Genomic DNA, 20560 nt, shown 5'->3' on the forward strand with positions numbered 1-20560 from the left:
CTTACACCAGCATCCGGATGGACTGCGGGATCATCGCGCCGTCGCCGATCTCGAACCGCGCGCCCTGACCGAAGATCGGCACCGTCGAGTTGACGAACGGCACCACGTCGACGTGCTTGAAGATGGCCTTCTCGGCGGCGGCCCACTGCTCGCAGCCGGCCGTGCCGGCGACCGCCGACGCCTCCGTGACCGCCTTGGTGTACTCGGCGTTGTCGATGCTGGAGAAGTTGACGCCGTTCGGCGCGGACGGCCCGGACACGTAGGGCACGACCTGGCTGGGCAGTGGCGTGTTGAGCGGCAGGAACGCCGCCTCCCAGGCGAGCTGCCCGCCGAGGAGGCCGGTGCCGATCTCGGCGTCGGTCACCGGCTTCACGGTGACCTCCGCGCCGACGCTCGTCCAGACCTTCTGCGTGAGCTCGGCGCCGGCCTGCGAGCCGGTGCCCAGGCTGGCCGGGTACGCGATCGCGATGGTGAGCTTCTGCCCGCCCTTCGCGCGCACGCCGCCCGCGCCGGCCGTCCAGCCGGCGGCGTCCAGCGCGGCCTTCGCCGCGTCCAGGTCGTGCCCGGGCAGGTTCCCCTCGACCGTGTTCTGCTTGCACGGCGCGCCGCCCGACGAGACGAGGCCGGTCGGCGGCTTGCCGTTGCCGCTGCTGACGACCTTGCCGAGCTCGGTGAGGTCCAGCGCCTGGACCAGCGCCTTGCGCACCTGCTCGTCGGCGCCGGGCAGCCCGCTCTTGTGGTTGAACCACAGCTCGCCGAGCGTCGCCTCGATCTGCCGCTGGTGCAGGTTCGCCGCCTGCACCCGCTGCCGGTCCGGACCGACCAGCTGCGCCGCGTTCGCCTGCTTGGACATCAGCAGGTTGGCCGCGGTCGACTCGTTGGTGACGACCTTGAGGACCGCCGTGTCGGGCAGGCCGCGCTGGTCGGCCTTCCAGTCGCCGGGGCCCCACGCGTAGTCCTTGCGCCGGGTGAACGTGTAGTGGTCGTTCGCCACCGCCTCGGTCAGCGTGAACATGCCGGTGCCGTCGCCGCCCTGCTTGAGCAGGTTGCGGTCCTTCATGCCCTTGTCGCACACGATCGGCAGGCCGCCGACCATCCGGGCGAGGAACGAGGCCGGCGCTGGCGACGTGACCGTCACGGTGCCGGCCGCGTCGTCAGCCTTCGCGGTGGCGCCCGCCGGGACGAACGCCCCGATCCGCGACGACGCGTTCTTCGGGTCGCCGACGAAGTTGATGTTGTCGGCGACCATGGTCGCGGTGAGCGGGCTGCCGTTGGCGCACTTGACGTCCTTGCGCAGCGTGTACGTGGCGGACGTCGTCGTGCCCTGCCAGGTCTGCGCCAGCCCGGCGACCTCGTTGCCGTCCGGGTCGATGTTGACGAGCGAGTCGTACATGAACCGGCCGACCACCATCGCGACGGACAGCGACGTGAGGTGGGGGTCGAGCGTGCCGGGGTCGGCGCCGAGCACCATGGTGAACGTCTTGCCGTCGGCGAACGTCTGGTCGCCGGTCGCGGCGTTGCCGCCGCAGGCGCCGAGCAGGAGCGCGAGACCACCGAGGGCAGCGATGGTCCGGACAGATCTCATGGATGCCTCCGGTGGTCAGTTGGCGACGCGGCGGATCGCGCGACCGCTGTGGATGTACAGGGCGTGCCCGGTCCCGTCGTCGCCGACGAAGACGTGCGGCAGGTGGACGCCGAGCGTCGCCTTGAGCGGGACGAACCGGTCGGTGGAGAGGTGGACCAGCTCGGTCCGCTCGACCTGGCCGCCGAGCTGGGCCATCAGCCCCCGGGGCCGCTGCTCCAGCCAGAGCCGGCCGTCGCCGTCGCGCTCCACCACCAGCTCGGCGACGTCGCAGCGGTACGTGCCGAGGTAGCGCTCGACGTCGACGGTCTCGGGGACCTCCGGCGGCGCCGGCAGCGGCGGCAGCTCGACGCCGGCCAGGTCCCGCAGGATCCGGGTGAAGATCGCGGTGTACAGGGCGAACGGGTTGCCCCCGTTGGAGACCAGCGCGACCGCGACGTCGCGGCCCGGCACCAGGCGCAGCATCGCGGCCTGGCCGATCGTGTTGCCGTCGTGCCCGATGACCGTGCCGCCGGGCCAGTCGAACACCTCCCAGCCGAGCCCCCAGGCGTCGCCCATCAGGCCGAGCGCGGGCAGCGTGACCTCCGGTCGCTGCATCTGCGCGACGGCGTCGGCGCTGAGCACCTGGGTGCCGTCGGCCGCCTTCCCGCCGTCGAGGTGCATCCGGCCGAACGCGAGGAGGTCCCGGACCCGCATGGTGAGCATCGAGCCGGCCGGCGCGTTGGAGCGGGCCAGGGCCCAGACGGGCGCCGCCACCGGGTCGGCGTCCGGCGCCGGCTGGATGTGGCCGACCGCGGCCCGGAACAGGATCGCCTCGTCGGCGCCGTTGGCGGCGTGGGTCAGCCCGAGCGGCCCGAACAGGTGCTCCCGGACGCAGGCGTCGAACGGCTTGCCGCGCAGCACCTCGACGACCCGGCCGAGCACGCAGTACCCGGCGTTGTTGTACGAGAACATCGCGCCGGGCGCGAACAGCTGCGGCGTGTCGCCGAGCGTCGCGACGTACTTCTCGACGCAGTCGTCGCCCTTGCCGGTGTCGGTGAACACGTCACCCTCGAACCCGGCCGTGTGGCTCAGGAGCTGCCGCACCGTGATCGCGGCGGCCGCGTCCCCGTCGGCGATGACGAACTCCGGCACGTACCGCCGGACGGGCGCGTCGAGGTCGAGCTTCCCCTCGTCGGCCAGCTGCATCACCAGCGTGGCCGTCCACACCTTGGTGATCGAGCCGATCTGGAACACCGAGTCGGTGGTGGCTTCCACCCCCGTTGCCCGGCTCAGGACGCCGGCGGCGACGTCGATGACGTCACCCCCGACCGAGACCGCCACCGCGGCGGCCGGCACCTTGTGTTCGACGAGCAGCGCGGGCAGACGCTCACGCAACCAGTGATGGATGTCACCCAGTTCCGACATGCGGCAACCCTAGGGCGGCCCTACCGGCCGGTGTTGGTCCGCTACGACAACTCCACCCCCACGAGTTCGTACCGCCGGACAAACCCGGGCCGCGGTCCCGGCGCGTCACCGGGACCGCGGCGTTGGGGTGGCGCCGTTACAGGTACGGGCGGGTGATGAGCTCGACCGCGTGGCCGGCGGGGTCCTTGCAGTAGACGCCGCGGCCGCCGTGCTCGTGGTTGATCTCGCCGGGGCGGCGCATCTGCGGGTCGGCCCAGTGCTCGACGCCCCACTCGGTGAGCCGCGCGTACGCCCGGTCGAAGCGCTCGTCGTCGAGCAGGAACGCGTAGTGCTGCATCTGGATCTCGACCGGCGGCTCGGCGAACTGCAGCAGGACGCCGCCGTCGAGCTGGACGTTGGTGAACGGGCCCCACGAGGGCGCGGCCGGCACCTCGAGCAGCTCCCGGTAGAACCGCGCGGACTCGGCGCGGTCCTTCGACGCGATGATGGTGTGGTTGAACGTCGCCGTCATCCGGCATGACCTCACTTCAGGTTTCGGCGTGGACTGGGACCTTCTCGAGCGTCGATCGCTGGGAGGTCCGCGCGCCGAACCGCGGCGGGTCAGTCGTCCACCGGGTCACCGATCCGTGCATGGCGTCTCGCCGGTCCGGTGTTCACGCGGCCGACGCTACCAGATCCGGTGCGCGTGGCGGCCGTGCGAATCCCGGGCGCGGCGTGGAGACTGCATCGATGGATCGAACTGTGGTGATCACGGGCGCGAGCTCCGGTGTCGGGTTGGCGGCGGCGGAGCAGTTCGCCGCCCAGGGCGACCGGGTGGTCGTCGTCGGCCGCGACGAGGGGCGCCTCGAGGCGGCGGTCGCGCGGGTGCGGGCCGCGGGCGGCGGCCGCGAGCCGGGGCGCTTCCGGGCCGACTTCGAGCGGCTCGCGGAGGTGCGGGACCTCGCCGCGTACCTGCTCGACACGTGCCCGTCGATCGACGTCCTCGCCAACAACGCGGGCGGGATGGTCGGCGGCTACCGGCGGACGGCGGACGGCTACGAGGCGACGATCCAGGGCAACCACCTGGCCCCGTTCCTGCTGACGCGCCTGCTGCGGGAGCGGCTCACCGGGGCGCGGCTGGTGGCGACCGCGTCGCGGGTGCACACGCAGGGCCGCCCGGACCCGGACGACTTCACCGGCGACGCCGGCACGTACCGCTGGGGCCGCGCGTACGGTGCCGCGAAGTCCGCGAACATCCTCTTCGCCGCCGAGGCCGCGCGCCGCTGGCCGGACGTCACCAGCGTGTCCTTCCACCCGGGGGTCGTGCGCTCCAACTTCGGCGAGGGACCGGTCCGGCTCGTGTACCGGTTCGCGCCGTTCCTGACCACCCCGGAGAAGGCCGGTGCGCTGCTGGTGTGGCTGGCCACCACGCCCGCGGCCGAGCTGACGGACGGCGGCTACTACGTCGGGCACAAGCTCACCACGCCGGCGGCGCACGCGAGCGACCCCGCGGCGGCCGCGAAACTCTGGGACGCGAGCGCCGCCGCGGTAGCGTTGTAGGACGCCCCGGAGCCCAGCGTGCCAGGGCTCCGGGGCGCTCGTTCGAAGGGGTCCGTCACGGGACCTGGGTGATGTGGTCGCAGCCGAAGAACGCCGTGCCGGCGCCCGCGCCGAACCGGCCGCGGACGCAGATCTCGACCGTGCCCGGCTGGATGCCGAGCTGGTCCCGGCGGGCGTGGATCACGCCGTCCTTGTCACCGTCGCGGGTGTGCTCGTCGAGCTCGTACGAGTCCTCCAGGTGGACCTTGCCGTGGTCCTCCGGCGCGCCGGCGCCGGTGGCGATCAGCGGGCCGCGCACGCCCATGCGCACCGTGGCCGGCTGGATCGTCGCGGCGTTGAAGGCCAGGGGGTTGCCGTACTGGCCGGCGGTCGTGGTGAGCACCGCGGCCGGGAGCACCCCGGGGTTGACGTTGACCGGGTTGGTGAGGCTGCCCGGCATGATGTTCAGCGTCACCGGCACGGCGCAGTCGACGGCGAAGGTGGCCGTGCGGCTGTTGTTGCCGGCGACGGCGTCGACGACCTTCGCCTTCGCGGGCGCGACCGTCGTGGTGACCGTGACCGTCTGGGCGCCCGGCGCGGTACAGGTGACGTCGTAGGCGCCGTCCAGGGTGGCCGGGGCGCCGACCGCGAGCCCGCCGGCGGCGGACGTGCGGCTCGCCGGGGTGACCGTGACGCCCGGCGACCCGGTCGCGGTCTGGGTCACGACGGCGTCGACGGGCCCGTCCGGGCCGAGGTTCGCCACGACCGTCCGCACCTGGACGGTGCTCGGCAGCCCGATGACGGCGAGCGGGTCACCGGTCACGGTCGCCGCGGTGACGGCCAGGTCGGCCTCGACGCAGTCGGGGTCACCCGGGTGCGCCACGCAGAACTCGTGCACCGCGGGCCGCAGGTCCACGGTCACCAGGTCCGTCCCGGCGTTCACGTCGCGCACCACCATCGTCGCGGTGTCGGCGTCGAACGGCACCGTCAGCGTCCCCGGGCCGTCGCGCACGACGAGCCGCTCGCCGCCGTCGTCGGTCTGATCGAAGTACCAGCGGGGATCCCAGGCGTTGAACGCGCCGGCCGGTGCCCCGTCCTCGTCCGTCAGCGTGAGCCGCAGCAGCGGCGGGTCGCCGAGGTGGGAGACGGACCGCTGCTCGCCGACGGTGGCGCCGGCGAGCGTCGCGGACGGTCCGGCGAAGTTCAGGTCGACCAGGAACGACTTGGCCGTGTCCGCGTAGTCGTACTGCGGCTGCGGCGCGGTCCCCGGGTCGACCGGGTCGCCGGGCGCGGCGGCGGACGTCGCGACCGTGACCGCGACCGCGACGAGGGCGGTCGCCGATGCGGTGACCAGCGCGAGCGCGCGTCGGTTGAGTCTCATGGCGTCCCCCTCAGCACTTTCCGGCGGCGCAGTTGTCGAAGTACCAGTTCATGCGTCTGATGTCGGCGGCCTGCGGTGGCCGCCGGTCGGCGTTCATGAGGTCGTTCGGCGTCGGCTCGGACAGGAACCAGCTCTTCGCCGGGGTCGGCCGGACGTCGGTGACGGTCCGGCAGTCGGCGGCGGTGCGGCCCAGCGTCGGGGCGTCCGCCTGACACTTCGCGAGGGTGTCGAACATGTTCGGGTTCGGCAGCGCCTCGAAGTAGCCGCCGTCGCAGCAGTACTCGTCGGCGAGGCCGAACGGCGCGTGCCCGGTCTCGTGCAGCACCGTGCCCAGCGACGTCGGCTCGGTGGAGAAGACACCCCCGTTGGCGCAGTCCCGGAAGGTGTCGCGGTGCAGGATGACGCCGGTGTCGGCCCAGCTGTAGTCCTTCGACCAGTTCGGCGGCCGGGTCAGCACGCAGTTGGTGTTGGCCGGGTTCGCCGGCGTCGGTGCGGCGACCCGGTCGGCGTCGCCGCGCTGGTCCGCCAGCCAGAAGTTGAACCGCTGCTGGTTGGCGAGGAAGAAGTCCTGGCCGTAGTAGGCGCCCTTGATGACGTCGGTCGCGTCGGCGAGGAACGCCGGGTCGGTCGCCGCGGTGTAGCTGTCGCTGTCGGCGATGAAGACGACGTCGACCCGGTTGGTGCGGGCGCCGGTGAAGCTGACCGGGATCGCGGTGCCCTCGGCGGGCGCGCCGACCCTGGTCCGCCGCCAGCCGGTGAAGACCCGGTCGGCGCCGGCGTGGGCGGTGCAGCCGTACACGAGGTCACCGGCGGGCACGTCGGTGATGACGTAGCTGTCGGTGGTCTTGCCGGTGACGTGCAGGTCGGGTCCGGTCGGTTCGTTGACCCACACCTCCAGGTCGTCGGCGATCTTCTTGTGGTCGACCAGCGCGGGCCCCGGCGCGCCGGAGGACAGGTCGGCCATCGTGTCGCCCACCTGGACCGTGCCGTCGAGCGACTCGACGGTGATGGTCACGGTGTCGCCGGGCTGCGGCCACAGCGGGGTGTGGGTGCACCGCACGGCCAGCCCCGGCGTCGCCGCGGGCAGGTCGACCTCGATCCGGAACCGGATGTCGGCGTCGCCGTTGCCGGCGGAGGTGATCGGCCCGGCGCACACGCCGCTGACGTCGCCGGTGACGGCGCACGGCACCAGGTTGACCGTGAGGTCGAGCTCCGAACCGTTGGGCGAGATGTCGCAGACGTCGTCCTCGAAATTGAGGAAACCGTCCGACTCCGCCAGGGTGATCACCACCGGAACGGTGGCCGCCGTGTCGACGTCGACCGCCTTTTCCGCGGTCCAGTCCGGTGATATCTCGTCCTCACCGTCGATCGGACCGAAATTGAAGTCCTGCCCGCCGATCGTGATCTTCGAATAGAAGTCCGAACCGGACAGGTTGTCGGTGCACCCCTGTTCCAGGACGTGTTCGATGACCACCCGCACCGTGACGGTGCTGGCCGCGCTCGCCGGTCTGGCCAGCATGAACTGCGTGCCGAGCACCATCGCCACACACGAGACGGCGGCGATGAATATCCGTCGTGGCGATCTGGCATTGCCCATTCGTAGCCCCTTTCCTGCAACGACTCCGGCATGTGCGCGAAGCGTAGCCAGGGCAATACGGGGGCGATGTCCAGGAAATGACGGTATCTGGGCGCGGCCGACGGAGTCCGCGCGCGTCACACGAACGTGTCGCGCGGAATAAAATGCGTCCGAATTCAGCGGTGCATCGTGCCGGCCGGGGTCAGGCCGTCTTGCTGGTCCAGACGGCCTTCTTGGCCGCGGTGTAGAGCACGGCCGACCCGTCGTCCTGGACCAGCAGGTAGCCGGCGTCCTTGCCGTAGGTCTTGGTGCTCCACAGCGCCTTGCCCGCGGTGTCGTAGACGACGAGGTTGCCGTCGGGCTGCATCCGCGTCGACGCGCCGGGGTGGCCGCTGGTGCCGCTGCGCCACACCACGGTCTTGGCCGAGTTGCGCAGCACGAGGTTGCCGTCGGGCTGCTGCAGCAGCTCGTAGCCGCCCTTCGCCGCCGAGCGGGACTGCCCGGCGAGGAGGCGCTGGCCGGAGGTCAGCTTGCTGACGCCGTCGGTCGTCGTGGCCCAGAGGACCTTGCCGCCCGAGGTGAGGACGAGGTTGCCGTCGGCGTTGAGCGTGGCCGTCACCGCGGTGGCGCCGTACGTGCCCGACGACCAGAGCGGCTGCTTGTCGGCGCCGTACACGACGAGGTTGCCGTCGTTCTGCATCTGCGTCGACCCGCCCGAGCGGCCGCCCGTCTGCGCGCTCCAGACGACCTTCTTGTCGGCGCCCGCGACCACGAGGTTGCCGTCGGGCTGCTGGGTGAGCGTGAACCGGCCGTCGGGGGAGCGGCGCTGCTGCCCGGAGATCAGCGCCTGGCCCGGGTACAGCCGCCCCCGCTCGCCCTGGCTGGACCACAGCTCCTGCTTCCCGGCCTGCGACACCACGGCGTTGCCGTCGTCGCGCACCTCGAGCAGGGCGCCCTTCCCGCCGGTGGCGGTGTGCCACAGGACGCCGCCGCTCTTGCCGTAGACGACGAGGTCGCCGTCGTGGTTGAAGCTGGCGTACGCGCCCGGGTTCGACGGCGTCTGCGACGACCACTGCACCCGCTTCGCCTCGTCGGCGAGGACGAGGTTGCCGTCCGGCTGCTGGGTGAGCGTGAACCTGCCATTAGGTGAGCGCAGCCCCTGCCCCGCGGCCAGCCTGAAGCCGGGCTTCAGCTGCGCGGGCGGCACCGAGGCGCTCGGCGCCAGCGGCACCCGCTCACCGTCGGGCGTCCCCGACGCCGTGCCGGCCTGGCTGCCCGCCCTGGACGGGTCCCCTTCCTGCGCCACGACCACCGGCGCGCCACCGCCACCACCGGACCCCGACAGTTTGACCGCGGCGACGGTGCCGACCGCGACGGCCAGCGTGAGCCCGGCGGCGGCGAGGACCAGCCCGGTGCGCCCCCTTCCGCGCGGCGCCACCTCCCCGGCGAAGGCTTCCGGCGGCCCCTGTACCGGCGGTGCCCCCATCCCCACGAGCGGCGGCCCGGCCTGCTGGACCGGTGGCGCCACGGGGGGCGGCAGGAGCGGCGGCCCGGCCTGCTGTACGGACGGCGGCACGGCCTGCTGTGCCGGTGGGGGAGCGGTGAACGGCACCTGCGGCCGTGGTGGTGCCGGGACCGGCGGCGGCGTGACCAGCGGCAGCTCCGTCGTCGCGTCCTGCGCCACCGTGGCCTGCGCCACCGGCGGCGGCATCGGCGGCCCGGACACCGGCAGCGGCGCGGCCTGGGGCATCGACGGCATCGGCGGCACCGGCGGCACCGGCGGCCCGGGCACCCGAGGAGCCGCGGACATCGGCAGCGGCGCGGCCTGCGCCATCGCCGGCGGGCCGGGCGGCACCACGATCGGACGTTCGGCGGTGCCCTCATCGGGATCCGTCAGGCTCCACACGTCGCCCGGCACCGGATCGCTCCCCGCCATGCCACCGTCCTCCCGATCCAGCACGGGCCGGGGCCGCACCCGGTGAGCCGCCCCCGCAACACGCCACCGATCGAGAACCGTAACGCTTCGCCACCGCCCGCTCCACCCCGGACCGCCCCGGACCATCCCGCTGCGACCGCGGACCTGGCAGAACCCGCGCCGATGAACGGTGTCCTGCGGCGGTCGCGGCGATTTCTTGGGCCGCGGTTCGGCGGGATGTGGCTACGATGTCACATCGGCGTCAGATGATCCCTCACAATAGTTGAGTGTCGATATTTAGAGCTTCAGTGCGCAGAGTTGTCCTTGTGGTGCTGGCGATGCTGGCGGTGCTGATCGGGCCGGTTCCGGAGGCGAGGGCGGCGGCCGACGGGTCCCTCGCCGTCAGCTCCGCGACGGTGGCGGTCGGGTCCGATGTGCGGTTCCAGTACGCGACGCCGCGGCCCCAGGCGAAGAACTGGGTCGGGCTGTACGCGGACCCCGGCAACGGGCCGGTGGGCGAGGCGTATGTCGGGCCGTCGCTGAAGTGGGTGTACACGCCGGACGGCAGCGGGTCGGGGGTCCTCGCGACGGGCGGGCTCACGCCGGGCAACTACGTCCTGTACTACCTCTACAACGACGGGTATACATGGCTCGCGCAGCCGGTCAAGCTCAAGCTGACCGCCGCGCTCCCGGGGACGCTCACCGTCGCCGACCCCACCGTCGCCGCCGGCTCGCCGGTGCAGGTGTCGTACACGACGACCAGCGCCAACGCCAAGAACTGGGTCGGGTTGTACCGCAACCCCGGCGACGGCCCGGTGAACCAGGTCTACGTGGGGCCGTCGCTGGCGTGGGCGTACACCCCGAACGCGAGCGGGTCCGCGACGCTGCCGACGACCGGGCTGACGCCGGGCGACTACATCGTCTACTACCTGTACAACGACGGGTACACGTGGCTGGCGCAGCCGTTCCCGATCCGGGTCACCGGCACCGGCGCGCCGCGGTTCCCGTCGAGCGCGTTCGCGCTGCGCAACGCGAAGGTCGGCGTCGCCTACACGGCGGCGGTCGGCGGTCTCGTCCAGGGCGGCACCGCCGGCCTGACCCTGACCAAGACCAGCGGCCCCGCGTGGGCGAGCGTCTCCGTGTCCGGTGTCGTCAGCGGTACGCCGACCGCGGCCGGCACGGTCACGATCGGCGTCCGGGCGACGTCGTCGACCGGCACCGCGGACGCCACGGTGACGGTCCGGGTGCAGTCCGGCGTGCTGGTGCCGCAGCTGCGCGCGCTGAGCTGGAACCTGTGGCACGGCGGCAGCTCCGTCACCGGCGGGTTCGAGAAGGAGCTCAAGTTCCTGCTCGACAGCGACGCCGACGTGGTCGGCCTCCAGGAGAACGACGGGGCCGCGCAGCGGCTCGCCGGCGCGCTGGGCTGGTCGTTCCACCAGGACGGCTCCGTCGCGGTGGTCAGCCGCTACCCGATCACCGCCACGGGCACGGCCATCGCGGGCAGGGCGGTCGCGGCGCGGATCGATCTCGGCGCTCGGTCGGTGCGGCTGTGGAGCGCGCACCTTGGGTACACGCCGTACGGCCCGTACGACGCCTGCTTCGGCCGGATGGGCGTCCAGCAGCTGCTGAACCAGGAGGCGGCGGCCGGGCGGACGGGCCAGATCAACACGATCGTCTCGGCGATGGGCCCCGACCTGGCGGCCGCGTCGAGCACGCCGGTGCTGCTGGTCGGCGACTTCAACGCCCCGTCGCACCTGGACTGGACGGCGTCGAACTCGCGCTGCGGCTACGGCGCGGTGCCCTGGCCGACGTCGACCGCCCCCGCGAACGCGGGCCTGACCGACTCCTACCGGCAGGCACACCCGAACCCGGCGGCGTTCCCGGGCACGACCTGGTCACCGGTGTTCAAGACGTTCACCGGCGGTTACGGGTACGACTCCCACGCCGGCGAGGCGGAGCCGCAGGATCGCATCGACTTCATTCACTACAAAGGCCCGCTGACCGTCGTCTCCTCCGACGCGCTCTGGGTCGGCGCCCCGTCGCAGTCCAATCCATCGGCGAACGCCTGGCCGTCGGATCACGCCGCGGTCCTGACGGTCTTCCAGGTCGGTTGAGCGAGTTCCTGGCACCGAAAGTGCACATTTCTGTGCACCGATACATCTGACGTTTCAGCAGTTCATTACCGCATTGTTTCGCATTCGTGGACAACTGGTGCACAGTGATCAGTTGAACGTCATAAGTATGAATGAGGTTCATCCGAAAGTATGACGGTGAGGTGAATACAAGCTGATTTCGCAGTATTGACGGCCGCAAGTTTCGACACCATACTTCGATGCTTCACACCGCGTCATGGACGTGAATGGGGGGCATTGATGCGGACAGTTCAATTACCCGTGGATCGACATCATCCATTCTTTTTTGACCACCCGGTGGATCATCTACCAGGCAATCTGCTCGTCGCCGGCCTGCTCGGGCTGGCCGGCGACGTCACCGGCGGCGGGCTGCGGCGGGCCGGCCGCCGGCTGCGGCTCGAATTCGCGTTCCCGGCGTTCGGCGAGCTCGAAGGGGGCGTCGACCTGCACTGCGGCGGGGCCGGTGACACGCTCGAGCTCACCGCCACCCAGTCGGTCGGCGGCACCACCCGGGACATCTGCCGCGGCACCGTCACCGTGCTGCCGGAGCCGGCCCTGCCCGAGGCCACGCCGCCGCTGCCCCTGCCCGCGGCCGGGCCGGCCGGCGGGTCCGGCCGCGGCGGGACGGCGACCCTCACGGCACCCGCCGAGCGGACGCTCGCCACCCCCGCCGACCCGAGGCTCGTGCACCGGGCCGACCTGAGCACCGTCATGCTGGGCGCGCCCACCGAGACGCCGGACGGCGGGTTCACCTGCGCCGTGCTGCGCTGCCCGAGCCTCGCCCCGCCCGGCGACCTGCGGGACCCGATCGAGGTGATCGAGGCGGCCCGCCAGCTCGTGCTCATGCTCGGCCACATCGCCAACGGTCACGCGTTCGACACCCACGTCGTCTGGATCGACCTGGCCGCCGACATCCCGGCCGCCCCGCCCGCCGGCCTGCCGCTGCACGTGAGCTGGCGCCGGCCGCCGGGGAAGCCCCGGCCGCGGACCGCGTTCGACATGGGCCTGCACGCCGGGACGGCCGACCTCGGCACCATCCGGCTCGTCACCCACACGATGTCGCCCGCGGCCTACCGGAAGGTGCGGGCCGCGTGAGGTTCGACGAGCTGTGGCTGGCGAGTGTCGGCACCTGCCTCCCGCCCGTCCTCACGGTCGCCGAGGCGGCCCGGCAGGGCTGGTGCGGCGCCGAGCAGGACGGCTGGACCGGGGTCGCGGTCGCGGGCGACATCGCGCCCGCCGACCTGGCCGTGCGCGCCGCCCGCACCGCGATGGACCGCTCCGGCATCGACCCGGCCCTGGTGGGGCTGCTGCTGCACGTGACGTCGGCGCCGCAGGGCCCCAACGGCTGGTGCCCGCAGCACTACATCGAGCACCGCGTCGTCGGCCACGGCGCGCCCGCGATCGAGCTGCGGCAGGGCAGCGCCGGCATGCTCAACGCGTTCGACCTCGCCGCCGGGCACCTGGCCCGCCCGGGGCCGGGCGCGGTGCTGGTGACCAACGGCGACAACTTCGGGGTCGAGCCGGCCACCGGGTACGACCCGGCGGTGCGCTGGCGGTACGCGACGAACGCCGGCACCAACCGCGGCTCGATCCTCGGCGACGCCGGCACCGCCGCGGTGCTGAGCAACCGGGGCGGGTTCGCGCGGGTGCGCAGCATCGTCAACCGCTCGCTGTCGGACCTGGAGGAGATGTACCGCGGCGACGAGCGCATCTTTCCTCCGCCGGTCGCCGCCGACGGGCCGGTCCGGCTCGGCAACCGGTTCGCCGCGTACGACGCGAAGAGCCCGGGACGGCTCGCGACCGCGCTGCGCCGGCTCCGCGACGCCCGGACCGGGACCGCGGAGGAGGCCCTCGCCGACGCCGGCGTCACCGCCGCCGACGTGACCCGCGTGCTGCACGTGTTCGCCGGCGACGAGCGGTACGTCAAGCACGTGCTCAAGCCGCTGGGTATCGACCACACCCGCGGCGTGCTGGAGTTCGGCCGCAACCTCGGGCACCTCGGCTCCGGCGACCAGGTCGCCGCCCTGGAGCACCTGGTGCTCACCGGCCAGCTGGAGCCCGGCGACCGGGTCCTGGTCATGGCCAACGGCACCGGCATCGCGGTCGGCGCCGCCGTCCTGGAGATCCTGCACCGACCGGAGTGGACCGCATGAGAGCCGCACCCTGGATCATCTTCGTCACCGCCTTCGGGCTGCTCGCCGGCGGCGTGTACACGCACCGCGACGACCCGGCCGCGCTCGTCGTCGCCGGCCTGTACGCGCTGTGGCTGCTCGTCGAGGCCCCGATCGCGCTGCGGGCCACCAGCGCGCCGCAGGACGCGTGGACGATCGTGCCGTACGGTGCGGCCCGGCTCGCCACCATCGGCTGCTGCCTGCTGGTGCCGGGGGAGCGCCCGGCCTGGTTCTGGGCGTCGGCCGCGCTGTTCGTCGTCGGCGTCGTCCTGCGCGAGACCGCGATCCGCACCCTGGGCCGGTTCTACTCCCACCACGTGGTGCGCCGCAGCGACCAGGTCGCCGTCACCCACGGGCCGTACCGCCTGGTGCGGCACCCCGCGTACGCCGGCATGATCCTGGCCCACCTCGGGCTCGTCGGCTGCTTCCCGGGCCCCGCCGGGGTCGTGGCGCTCTGCGCGCTCGTCGCGTCGATCGTGTGGCGGCTGCGGGTCGAGGAGCAGGTGCTGTGGGACATGCCCGGCTACCGCGACTACGCCGTGGGCCGCAAGCGTCTCGTCCCGGGCGTCTGGTGATGGACCCTGTGATGGGCCCTGTGATGGGCACGGCCGGCACCACCGGGATGAGCGCGGCCGAGGTGCTCACCACCACCCGGTCGGTGCGGCACCGGCTCGACCTGACCCGCCCCGTCGACCTCGCCGACGTCCGCGCCTGCCTGGAGGTGGCCCTGCAGGCGCCGACCGGAGCGGGCCGCCAGCACTGGCGGTGGCTGGTCGTCACCGACCCGGTGCTGCGTTCCTCGATCGGCAAGGTGTACCGCGCGGCCTTCGAGCAGCGGTACCCGCCGGACGCCACCGACACGGGCGTCCCGCCCCGGACCCTCGCCAGCGCCCGGCACCTCGCCGAGCACCTCGGGCAGGTCCCCGTCCTGGTCGTGCCGTGCCTGGAGGTGCGCCGCGGGCTCGGCACCGGCAACCAGGCCGGGATCTGGGGGTCGCTGCTGCCGGCCGCGTGGAGCTACATGCTCGCCGCCCGCGCCCGCGGCCTCGCCACCGCCTGGACCACCACCCACCTGGACCGGGAGGAGGAGGTCGCCGCGCTGCTGCGGCTGCCCGGCCACGTCCGGCAGGGCGCGCTGATCCCGACCGCGCACCCGATCGGCGGCGGCTTCCGCCCGGCCCGGCGCGCCCCGCTGGACAGTGTCATCCACATCGACGGCTGGAACGAGACATGACGATCACCACCGGCGCGGACGTCGCCGACCCGGCGCTCGTCGGGCACAAGTTCGCCCGCCTGCACCGGATGCGGGCCGCCGGGTTCCCGGTGCCGGACCTGGTCACCGTCCCGGCGACCGCGTTCGACGCGGCGTGGCAGTCCGTTCAGGACAGCGCCGGCGCCGCGGGAGACCCAGAGGGGGACCCCGAGGACCCGCAGCGGTGGACGCGGGCGGCCGCCGCCCTGCGCGCCGCCCCGGTCCCGGACGGCATCCTCGCCGAGGTCCGCGACCGGTTCGGGCCCGACGCGCTGTTCGCCGTCCGGGCCTGCGCCGTCACGTCCACAGTGGACGGTGAGGACGGCGAGGACGGCGCCGACCCGTTCGCGGGGATGAGCGACAGCTTCCTCTACGTGCCCGCCGACCGGGTCGCGGACCGGATCGCGGCCTGCTGGGCGTCGGCGTTCACCGCCCGGGCCGTCGCCTACCGGCGGCACCGCGGCCTCGACCCGGCCAGGACCCGGATCGCGGTCGGCGTGCAGCTGATGGTGCCCGGCACCCGCTCGTTCGTGGCGTTCACCCGCGACCCCCGCGACGGCGCCCGGCGCACCGTCATTGCCGCCGCGCACGGCATCGGCGAGGGCGTCGTGCAGGAGAAGGCCGACGTCGACCACTTCCACGTCACCGGCGCGACCGTGACCGCCGACCTGGTCCGCAAGGAGCGCATGGTCGGCCCGCCGGACGACACCGGCGAGCTCGCGCTGCTGCCCGTGCCGGCGGACCTCGCCGACGCGCCGGTGCTCGACGACCGCACCGCCCGCGCCGTCGCGGCCCTCGCCGCCCGGGCCGAGGCGTTCTTCGGCGGCCCGCAGGACGTCGAGGGCACCATCACCGCCGACGGCACCCTGCACCTGGTGCAGGCCCGGCCGATGGTGATGCCCGCGGGGCCGCCGGTGTACTGGGCCAACCACAACATCACCGAGAGCTACCCGGGCGTCTCCGGCGCGCTTACCTTCTCGCAGGCGCAGGAGTTCTACCGGCGCGCGTTCGGCGACCTGTACCACCGCATGGGCGTGCCGACCCGCACCGTGGCGGCGAACCGGCACCACCTGGAGCAGCTCGTCGCGCACCTGGAGGGGCGGGTCTACTACCGCCTCGGCGCCTGGCACGCCCTGCACGGCCAGATGCCGGTGTTCGACCTCGTCCGCGACGTGTGGCAGGACGGCATGGGGGTCACCGGCGAGGCACGCCCGGCCGTCACCCGCCCGCGCCGGCGGGCGTGGCTCGCGCTGCCCGGCACGCTCCTGCGGGCCACCCGCCACCCCCGCCAGGCCAGGGAGTTCCTGCGCTGGTGGGACGGCGTGATGGCGGATGCCGGCGACCTGTCCGGGCGCACCCCGCACCAGCTCGTCGCCGCCTACCGGGAGCTGTGGGCGGCGATGAGCGTCCGCTGGGGCGTCACGCTCACCAACTCCATCTACGGGCTGCTCGCCGTGAAGGCCCTGATGCGCCTGCTCGACCGGTGGGCCGGTGGCGCGAAGGGCCTGCTCACCGGCCTGCTGACCGGCGGCCCCGCGAACCGGTCGCTGCGGTCGGTCCGCGCCGCCGTCGCCCTCGCCGAGCTCGTCGCCGCCGACCCGGACCTGCGCGCGGCCGTCGAGTCCGGGGAGCGCCCCCGCGAGGTGTGGCGCGCCATCAGCACCGGCGGGCACGGCACGCCCCTCGCCGAGGCGGCCGCCGACTACCTGCGCCGCTACGGGGACCGCGCGCTGCACGACCTCAAGCTCGAGCAGCCGACCCCGCGCCAGCAGCCGTGGACGCTGCTGGAGGTGCTCCGCCCGTACATCAGCCAGAACCGCACGGTCGAGGGCCTGATCCAGGCGGAGGAGCGGGCCACCCGCCAGGCCGCCGAGGAGCTCGCCGCGCGCTGCCCAGGCCGGCTGCGCCGAACCGTCCTGCGCACCCTGGCGCGCTACGTGCGCTACACCGCCCGGGTCCGCGAGGACACCCGGTTCTGCCGCACGCAGCTGTACGGGCTGTCCCGCGACATCCTGTGGCGGCTCGGCGCCGACCTGCACGCCACCGGCCACCTCGACGACCCGCTCGACATCCGCGACCTCACCGTCGCCGAGGTCCTCGGCGCCTACGACGGCACGCTGCCGTGCGCCGCGCTGCGCGACCTCGCCGCCGCCCGCCGTCGCGCACGGCTCCTCGCCGAGGCCCGCCCCGGCCGGCCCGGCCTCCTGCGCACCCCGGCCACCGGCCCCCTCGCCGACGTGCTGCCGGCCGCCGTGGAGGTGACCGCCGCGCCGGCCGCCGGCGACACCGGGGTCCTGACCGGGCTCGGCTCCGCGCCCGGCGTCGTGCGCGCCCCGGCCCGCCTCGTCCTCGACCCGTCCGTGCCGCCGGAGACGTGCCGCGACGCGATCCTCGTCGCCCGCGAGACCGACCCCGGCTGGCTGTTCCTGATGATGGCGGCGAAGGGGCTCGTCGTGGAGCGCGGCACGCTGCTGTCGCACACCGCGATCACCGGGCGGCTGCTCGGCGTGCCGACGGTCGTCGCCGTGCCGGGCGCCACCGGCCGCATTCCCGACGGCGCGCTGATCGAGCTCGACGGCACCGCCGGGACCGTCCGGATCATCGCCGAGGCGTCATGACGCAGTTCCCCTTCGAGAGCCGCCCCGGCGTCGCCCTCGACCCCGAGCAGGCGGCGCTCTTCCGCCGCGCCGCCCTCGTGCCGGTCCGCATCCGCGGCAACCATCCGGCGCTGCTCGTCACCGGCCACGCCGACGTGCGCACGGTGCTGTCGGACCCGCGGTTCAGCCGGCAGCAGTGGCACGGCGGCACCATGTTCGCCCGCAGCCCCGACACCCTCGCCCTGGCCACCACCGACCCGCCGCTGCACACCCGCCGCCGCCGGACCGTGCAGGCGGCGTTCACCCACCGGGCCGCGGAGGCCGACCGGCCGTGGATCGAGCGGCTCGCCGAGGACCTGCTCGACGAGGCCGCCGCGAAGCCCGGACCGGTCGACCTGGTCGCGGCGTACCTGCGGCCGCTGCCCTACCTGGTGATCGCCCGCATCATGGGCACGCCGGCCGGCGACGTCGACCAGCTGGTCGCGTGGACCGACGTGATGATGTCCGCGGGCCGGTGCGAGCCAGACGAGGTCACCACCGCGACGGCCGCCATGCACGGCTACTTCCGCGAACGGCTCGGAGGCTGCCGGGAGGGCGCGACTGGGGCTGTTGGGTTCCTCGGGTCGCTCGCGCCGGCGCTCAGCGAGCAGGAGATCGTCGTCATGGCGGCCGGGCTCGTCATGGCCGGCGGGGACGCCACCGCGAGTCACCTGAGCAGCTGCGTACACCACCTGCTGCACGACGACGAGCTCCGCGGCACGCTGGTCGAGCGCCCCGAGCTGATCCCCGCGGCGGTGGAGGAGCTGCTGCGCTGGGTGTGGTTCGCCGGCACCGGCGGGCAGCCGCACGTCCTGCTCGCCGACGCGGAGCTCGCGGGGGTGCCGCTGCCCGCCGGGCAGGTCGTCGTCCCGCTCACCGACGCGGCCAACCGCGACCCGGCGGTCTTCCCGGACCCGGACGAGTTCCGCCTCGACCGGCCCGCCAACCCGCACCTGGGCTTCGGCCACGGCCGGCACATGTGCGTCGGCGCCCCGCACGCCAGGGTCCAGCTGCGCACCGCGATCGGCGCGCTGCTGCGCCGCTTCCCGGACCTGCGCCCCGCCTCCGGAGGCGCCGACGAGTGGCGGGACAAGATGTTCCTGCGCGGCCTGTGGCGCCTGCCGGTGCACCTGGGCTCGCCGGTGCGACCGTGAGGGCGTTCATCCGCGGCAGCTACCCGCCGGTGCCGTCGATCCTGTTCGCGGTCTGCTGGGCCTACGGCGTCACCGGCCTCTTCGCCCTCACCGGCCCGCCCGCCGGCCCCTGGCGGCCGGGGCTCGGCACCGCCGTCGCGGCGCTCACCATCGCCGTCGACATGCTGCTCATGCGCATCGTCGACGACATCCGCGACCTGCCCTACGACCGCGTGCACAACCCGGACCGCCCGCTCGCCGCCGGCGTCGTCACCCGGTCGTCGTTGCTGCGCTGGTACGGCGTGATCGGCGCGCTCCTGGTGCTGGTGAACCTGTTCGACTGCTGGGCGGCGCTCGTCATCGCGGTCCAGCTGGCCTACGCGCTGCTGTTGCTGCTCCCCGGCCCCGACCCGGGGCGGCTGGTGCTGACGCTGCTGCTGAGCAGCCCCGTGCAGCTGCTGCTGCACCTGTACCTGTACACCCTCCACCTCCGCACGACGGGCGGCGGCTTCGGCCCGTCGTTCTGGCCGGCGCTCGCCGTGGTCGTCCTGGCGACGCTGCACCTGGAGGTGGCCAAGAAGATCACCCGGTCGCCGCGCCCCGGCGAACGCACGTACGTGACCACGTTCGGCCTGCCCGCGACGGTCGCGGTCGCCGTGCTGAGCCCGGTCGCCGCCACCGTCGTCCTGGTGCTGGCGGCACCGTCCGCGTGGGTGCTCCTGACGCTGCCGCCGCTGGCCCTGCCGGCCCTCGCGTGGTGGCGGTTCCGCCGCGCGGACCGCTGGGACGCCCGCCTCGCCTTCTTCTATCTGCTGGCCTCGTTCGTCTCGTGGGCCGTGACCGCTGCTGCAGGGGGTACATCATGACGACGGACGTCACCGAGGTGGTCGGCGCGGTGCACGAGGACCTGGCCGCGCTGCTGGCGCGACTGCGAGCCGGCGGCGACGTCGCCGACGAGGCCATGGCCGGGTTCCTCGGCGGCTTCCTGGGCCGGCTGGCCGCGCGCGGCTCGACCGGCGCGGTGGACGTGATGATCCGGCTGCCGCTGCTCGTCCACGCCGCCGAGACCGGCGACCCGGCCGGTGGCAGGCCGGCGGCGGTCGTCCACGTGCTCTGGTGGGCCGCCGCCCGCTACCTCGACGACCTCGCCGACGGGGGACCCTTCGACCCGGCGCGGTGCAACGCGGACATCCTGGCCGCGCTGGGCGTCGGCAGTCACCTGCCGGCCAGGCTGCTGCGGGAGGCCCGCGTGCCGGACGCCACGAAGGTCGCGGCGCAGGCCGAGCTGTCCCGCGGCTGGCTCGACGGCATCAGCGGCCAGCTGCTGGACCTCGCCGCCCGGCCGGCCACCGCCACGACCGCGTCGGTCCTCGCCAGCTACGAGGGCAAGACCGGCGCGCCATACGCCATGGCCACCGCGACGGCGGCCTGCCTGGCCGGCGCCGACCCGGGCCGGGTCGACCGCTGGCGCGACGTCGGCCGCCGGTTCGGGGTCCTCCGCCAGCTCACCAACGACCAGCGCGACCTGATCACCGGCCGGGACGAGGACCTCCGCAACGGCGCCGCCACCTTCCTCGTGATGCTGCTGCTGGACGGCGTGCCGGCGGCGCAGCGCCCCGCACTGCTGGCCCTGCACGCGGCGGCGGCGACGTCGGCGGACGCCCGGGCCGAGTTCAAGGCGCTGCTGACCGGCCCGGAGCACCTGCGCGCCTACCACGGCCGGGTCGACGCGATGGTCGCCGAGGTGCACGGGGCGCTGCACGCCCTCGGCGGCACGCCACCGCACACCTCGGCCCTGCACACCCTCGTCGACGACGCGATGCTGGCGTTCCCGCTGCCGGTCCCCGTCGCCTAGCC

16 protein-coding genes are annotated in these 20560 nt (G+C 73.8%); 10 read left to right on the forward strand and 6 right to left on the reverse strand.

The genetic code is table 11. From position 1 onward, the window contains the following. Position 1 precedes the first annotated feature (1 nt). From ABD332_RS12600 to ABD332_RS12610, 3 genes are all read right to left on the reverse strand, one after another. Positions 2-1585 (reverse strand): ABC transporter substrate-binding protein, encoded by a 1584-nt coding sequence (locus tag ABD332_RS12600; protein ID WP_344502007.1) that lies wholly within the window; start codon positions 1583-1585, stop codon positions 2-4. Positions 1586-1600: 15 nt separating this feature from the next. Then, the gene (locus ABD332_RS12605; protein WP_344502008.1) at positions 1601-2989 is read right to left on the reverse strand and encodes a serine hydrolase domain-containing protein; all 1389 of its coding nucleotides are present in this window, start codon (positions 2987-2989) and stop codon (positions 1601-1603) included. Between the two features lie 136 nt (positions 2990-3125). Continuing rightward, entirely contained in the window at positions 3126-3500 is a 375-nt protein-coding gene (locus ABD332_RS12610) for a VOC family protein (protein WP_344502009.1), read from the reverse strand. Positions 3501-3718: 218 nt separating this feature from the next. Between ABD332_RS12610 and ABD332_RS12615 the strand changes: the two genes are divergently transcribed. Further along, on the forward strand, positions 3719-4528 hold the full coding sequence (locus ABD332_RS12615) for an SDR family NAD(P)-dependent oxidoreductase (RefSeq protein WP_344502010.1): 810 nt from the start codon (positions 3719-3721) through the stop codon (positions 4526-4528). A 55-nt stretch (positions 4529-4583) separates the two neighbouring features. Here the strand turns inward: ABD332_RS12615 and ABD332_RS12620 are convergent, their stop codons facing one another. From ABD332_RS12620 to ABD332_RS12630, 3 genes are all read right to left on the reverse strand, one after another. Further along, positions 4584-5888, reverse strand: coding sequence for a hypothetical protein (locus ABD332_RS12620; protein WP_344502011.1), 1305 nt, complete (start codon positions 5886-5888; stop codon positions 4584-4586). Between the two features lie 10 nt (positions 5889-5898). After that, a complete protein-coding gene (locus ABD332_RS12625) occupies positions 5899-7485 on the reverse strand; it encodes a hypothetical protein (RefSeq protein ID WP_344502012.1) in 1587 nt (528 codons plus the stop codon). Between the two features lie 181 nt (positions 7486-7666). Continuing rightward, on the reverse strand, positions 7667-9400 hold the full coding sequence (locus tag ABD332_RS12630) for a hypothetical protein (RefSeq protein WP_344502013.1): 1734 nt from the start codon (positions 9398-9400) through the stop codon (positions 7667-7669). Positions 9401-9687: 287 nt separating this feature from the next. Here ABD332_RS12630 and ABD332_RS12635 point away from each other — a divergent pair, with 287 nt between their 5' ends. The 9 genes from ABD332_RS12635 (at position 9688) to ABD332_RS12675 (ending at position 20558) form a co-directional block, all read left to right on the forward strand. After that, positions 9688-11493 carry an endonuclease/exonuclease/phosphatase family protein gene (locus tag ABD332_RS12635; protein WP_344502014.1) on the forward strand — a complete coding sequence of 602 codons (1806 nt, stop codon included), beginning with the start codon at positions 9688-9690 and terminating at the stop codon, positions 11491-11493. A gap of 315 nt (positions 11494-11808) precedes the next feature. Next, complete coding sequence (locus ABD332_RS12640) at positions 11809-12606, forward strand: AfsA-related hotdog domain-containing protein (protein ID WP_344502015.1); 798 nt, start codon at positions 11809-11811, stop codon at positions 12604-12606. Beyond that, positions 12603-13664 (forward strand): ketoacyl-ACP synthase III family protein, encoded by a 1062-nt coding sequence (locus ABD332_RS12645; protein ID WP_344502016.1) that lies wholly within the window; start codon positions 12603-12605, stop codon positions 13662-13664. Before ABD332_RS12640 ends, ABD332_RS12645 begins: the two co-directional genes overlap by 4 nt. Next, positions 13661-14257: a methyltransferase family protein gene (locus tag ABD332_RS12650; RefSeq protein ID WP_344502017.1), complete on the forward strand. Its 597-nt coding sequence runs from the start codon at positions 13661-13663 to the stop codon at positions 14255-14257. The genes ABD332_RS12645 and ABD332_RS12650 overlap by 4 nt, the downstream gene beginning before the upstream one ends. An 11-nt stretch (positions 14258-14268) precedes the next feature. Then, a complete protein-coding gene (locus tag ABD332_RS12655; RefSeq protein ID WP_344502018.1) occupies positions 14269-14916 on the forward strand; it encodes a nitroreductase family protein in 648 nt (215 codons plus the stop codon). After that, positions 14913-17552, forward strand: coding sequence for a PEP/pyruvate-binding domain-containing protein (locus ABD332_RS12660; protein WP_344502019.1), 2640 nt, complete (start codon positions 14913-14915; stop codon positions 17550-17552). The genes ABD332_RS12655 and ABD332_RS12660 overlap by 4 nt, the downstream gene beginning before the upstream one ends. Continuing rightward, complete coding sequence (locus ABD332_RS12665) at positions 17549-18724, forward strand: cytochrome P450 (RefSeq protein ID WP_344502020.1); 1176 nt, start codon at positions 17549-17551, stop codon at positions 18722-18724. Before ABD332_RS12660 ends, ABD332_RS12665 begins: the two co-directional genes overlap by 4 nt. Further along, the gene (locus ABD332_RS12670) at positions 18721-19569 is read left to right on the forward strand and encodes a UbiA prenyltransferase family protein (RefSeq protein ID WP_344502021.1); all 849 of its coding nucleotides are present in this window, start codon (positions 18721-18723) and stop codon (positions 19567-19569) included. Before ABD332_RS12665 ends, ABD332_RS12670 begins: the two co-directional genes overlap by 4 nt. Beyond that, positions 19566-20558, forward strand: coding sequence for a polyprenyl synthetase family protein (locus tag ABD332_RS12675; protein WP_344502022.1), 993 nt, complete (start codon positions 19566-19568; stop codon positions 20556-20558). The genes ABD332_RS12670 and ABD332_RS12675 overlap by 4 nt, the downstream gene beginning before the upstream one ends. Positions 20559-20560: the final 2 nt, after the last annotated feature.

Origin of the sequence: Dactylosporangium maewongense, from assembly GCF_039531485.1 — a bacterium.
Lineage (GTDB): Bacteria > Actinomycetota > Actinomycetes > Mycobacteriales > Micromonosporaceae > Dactylosporangium > Dactylosporangium maewongense.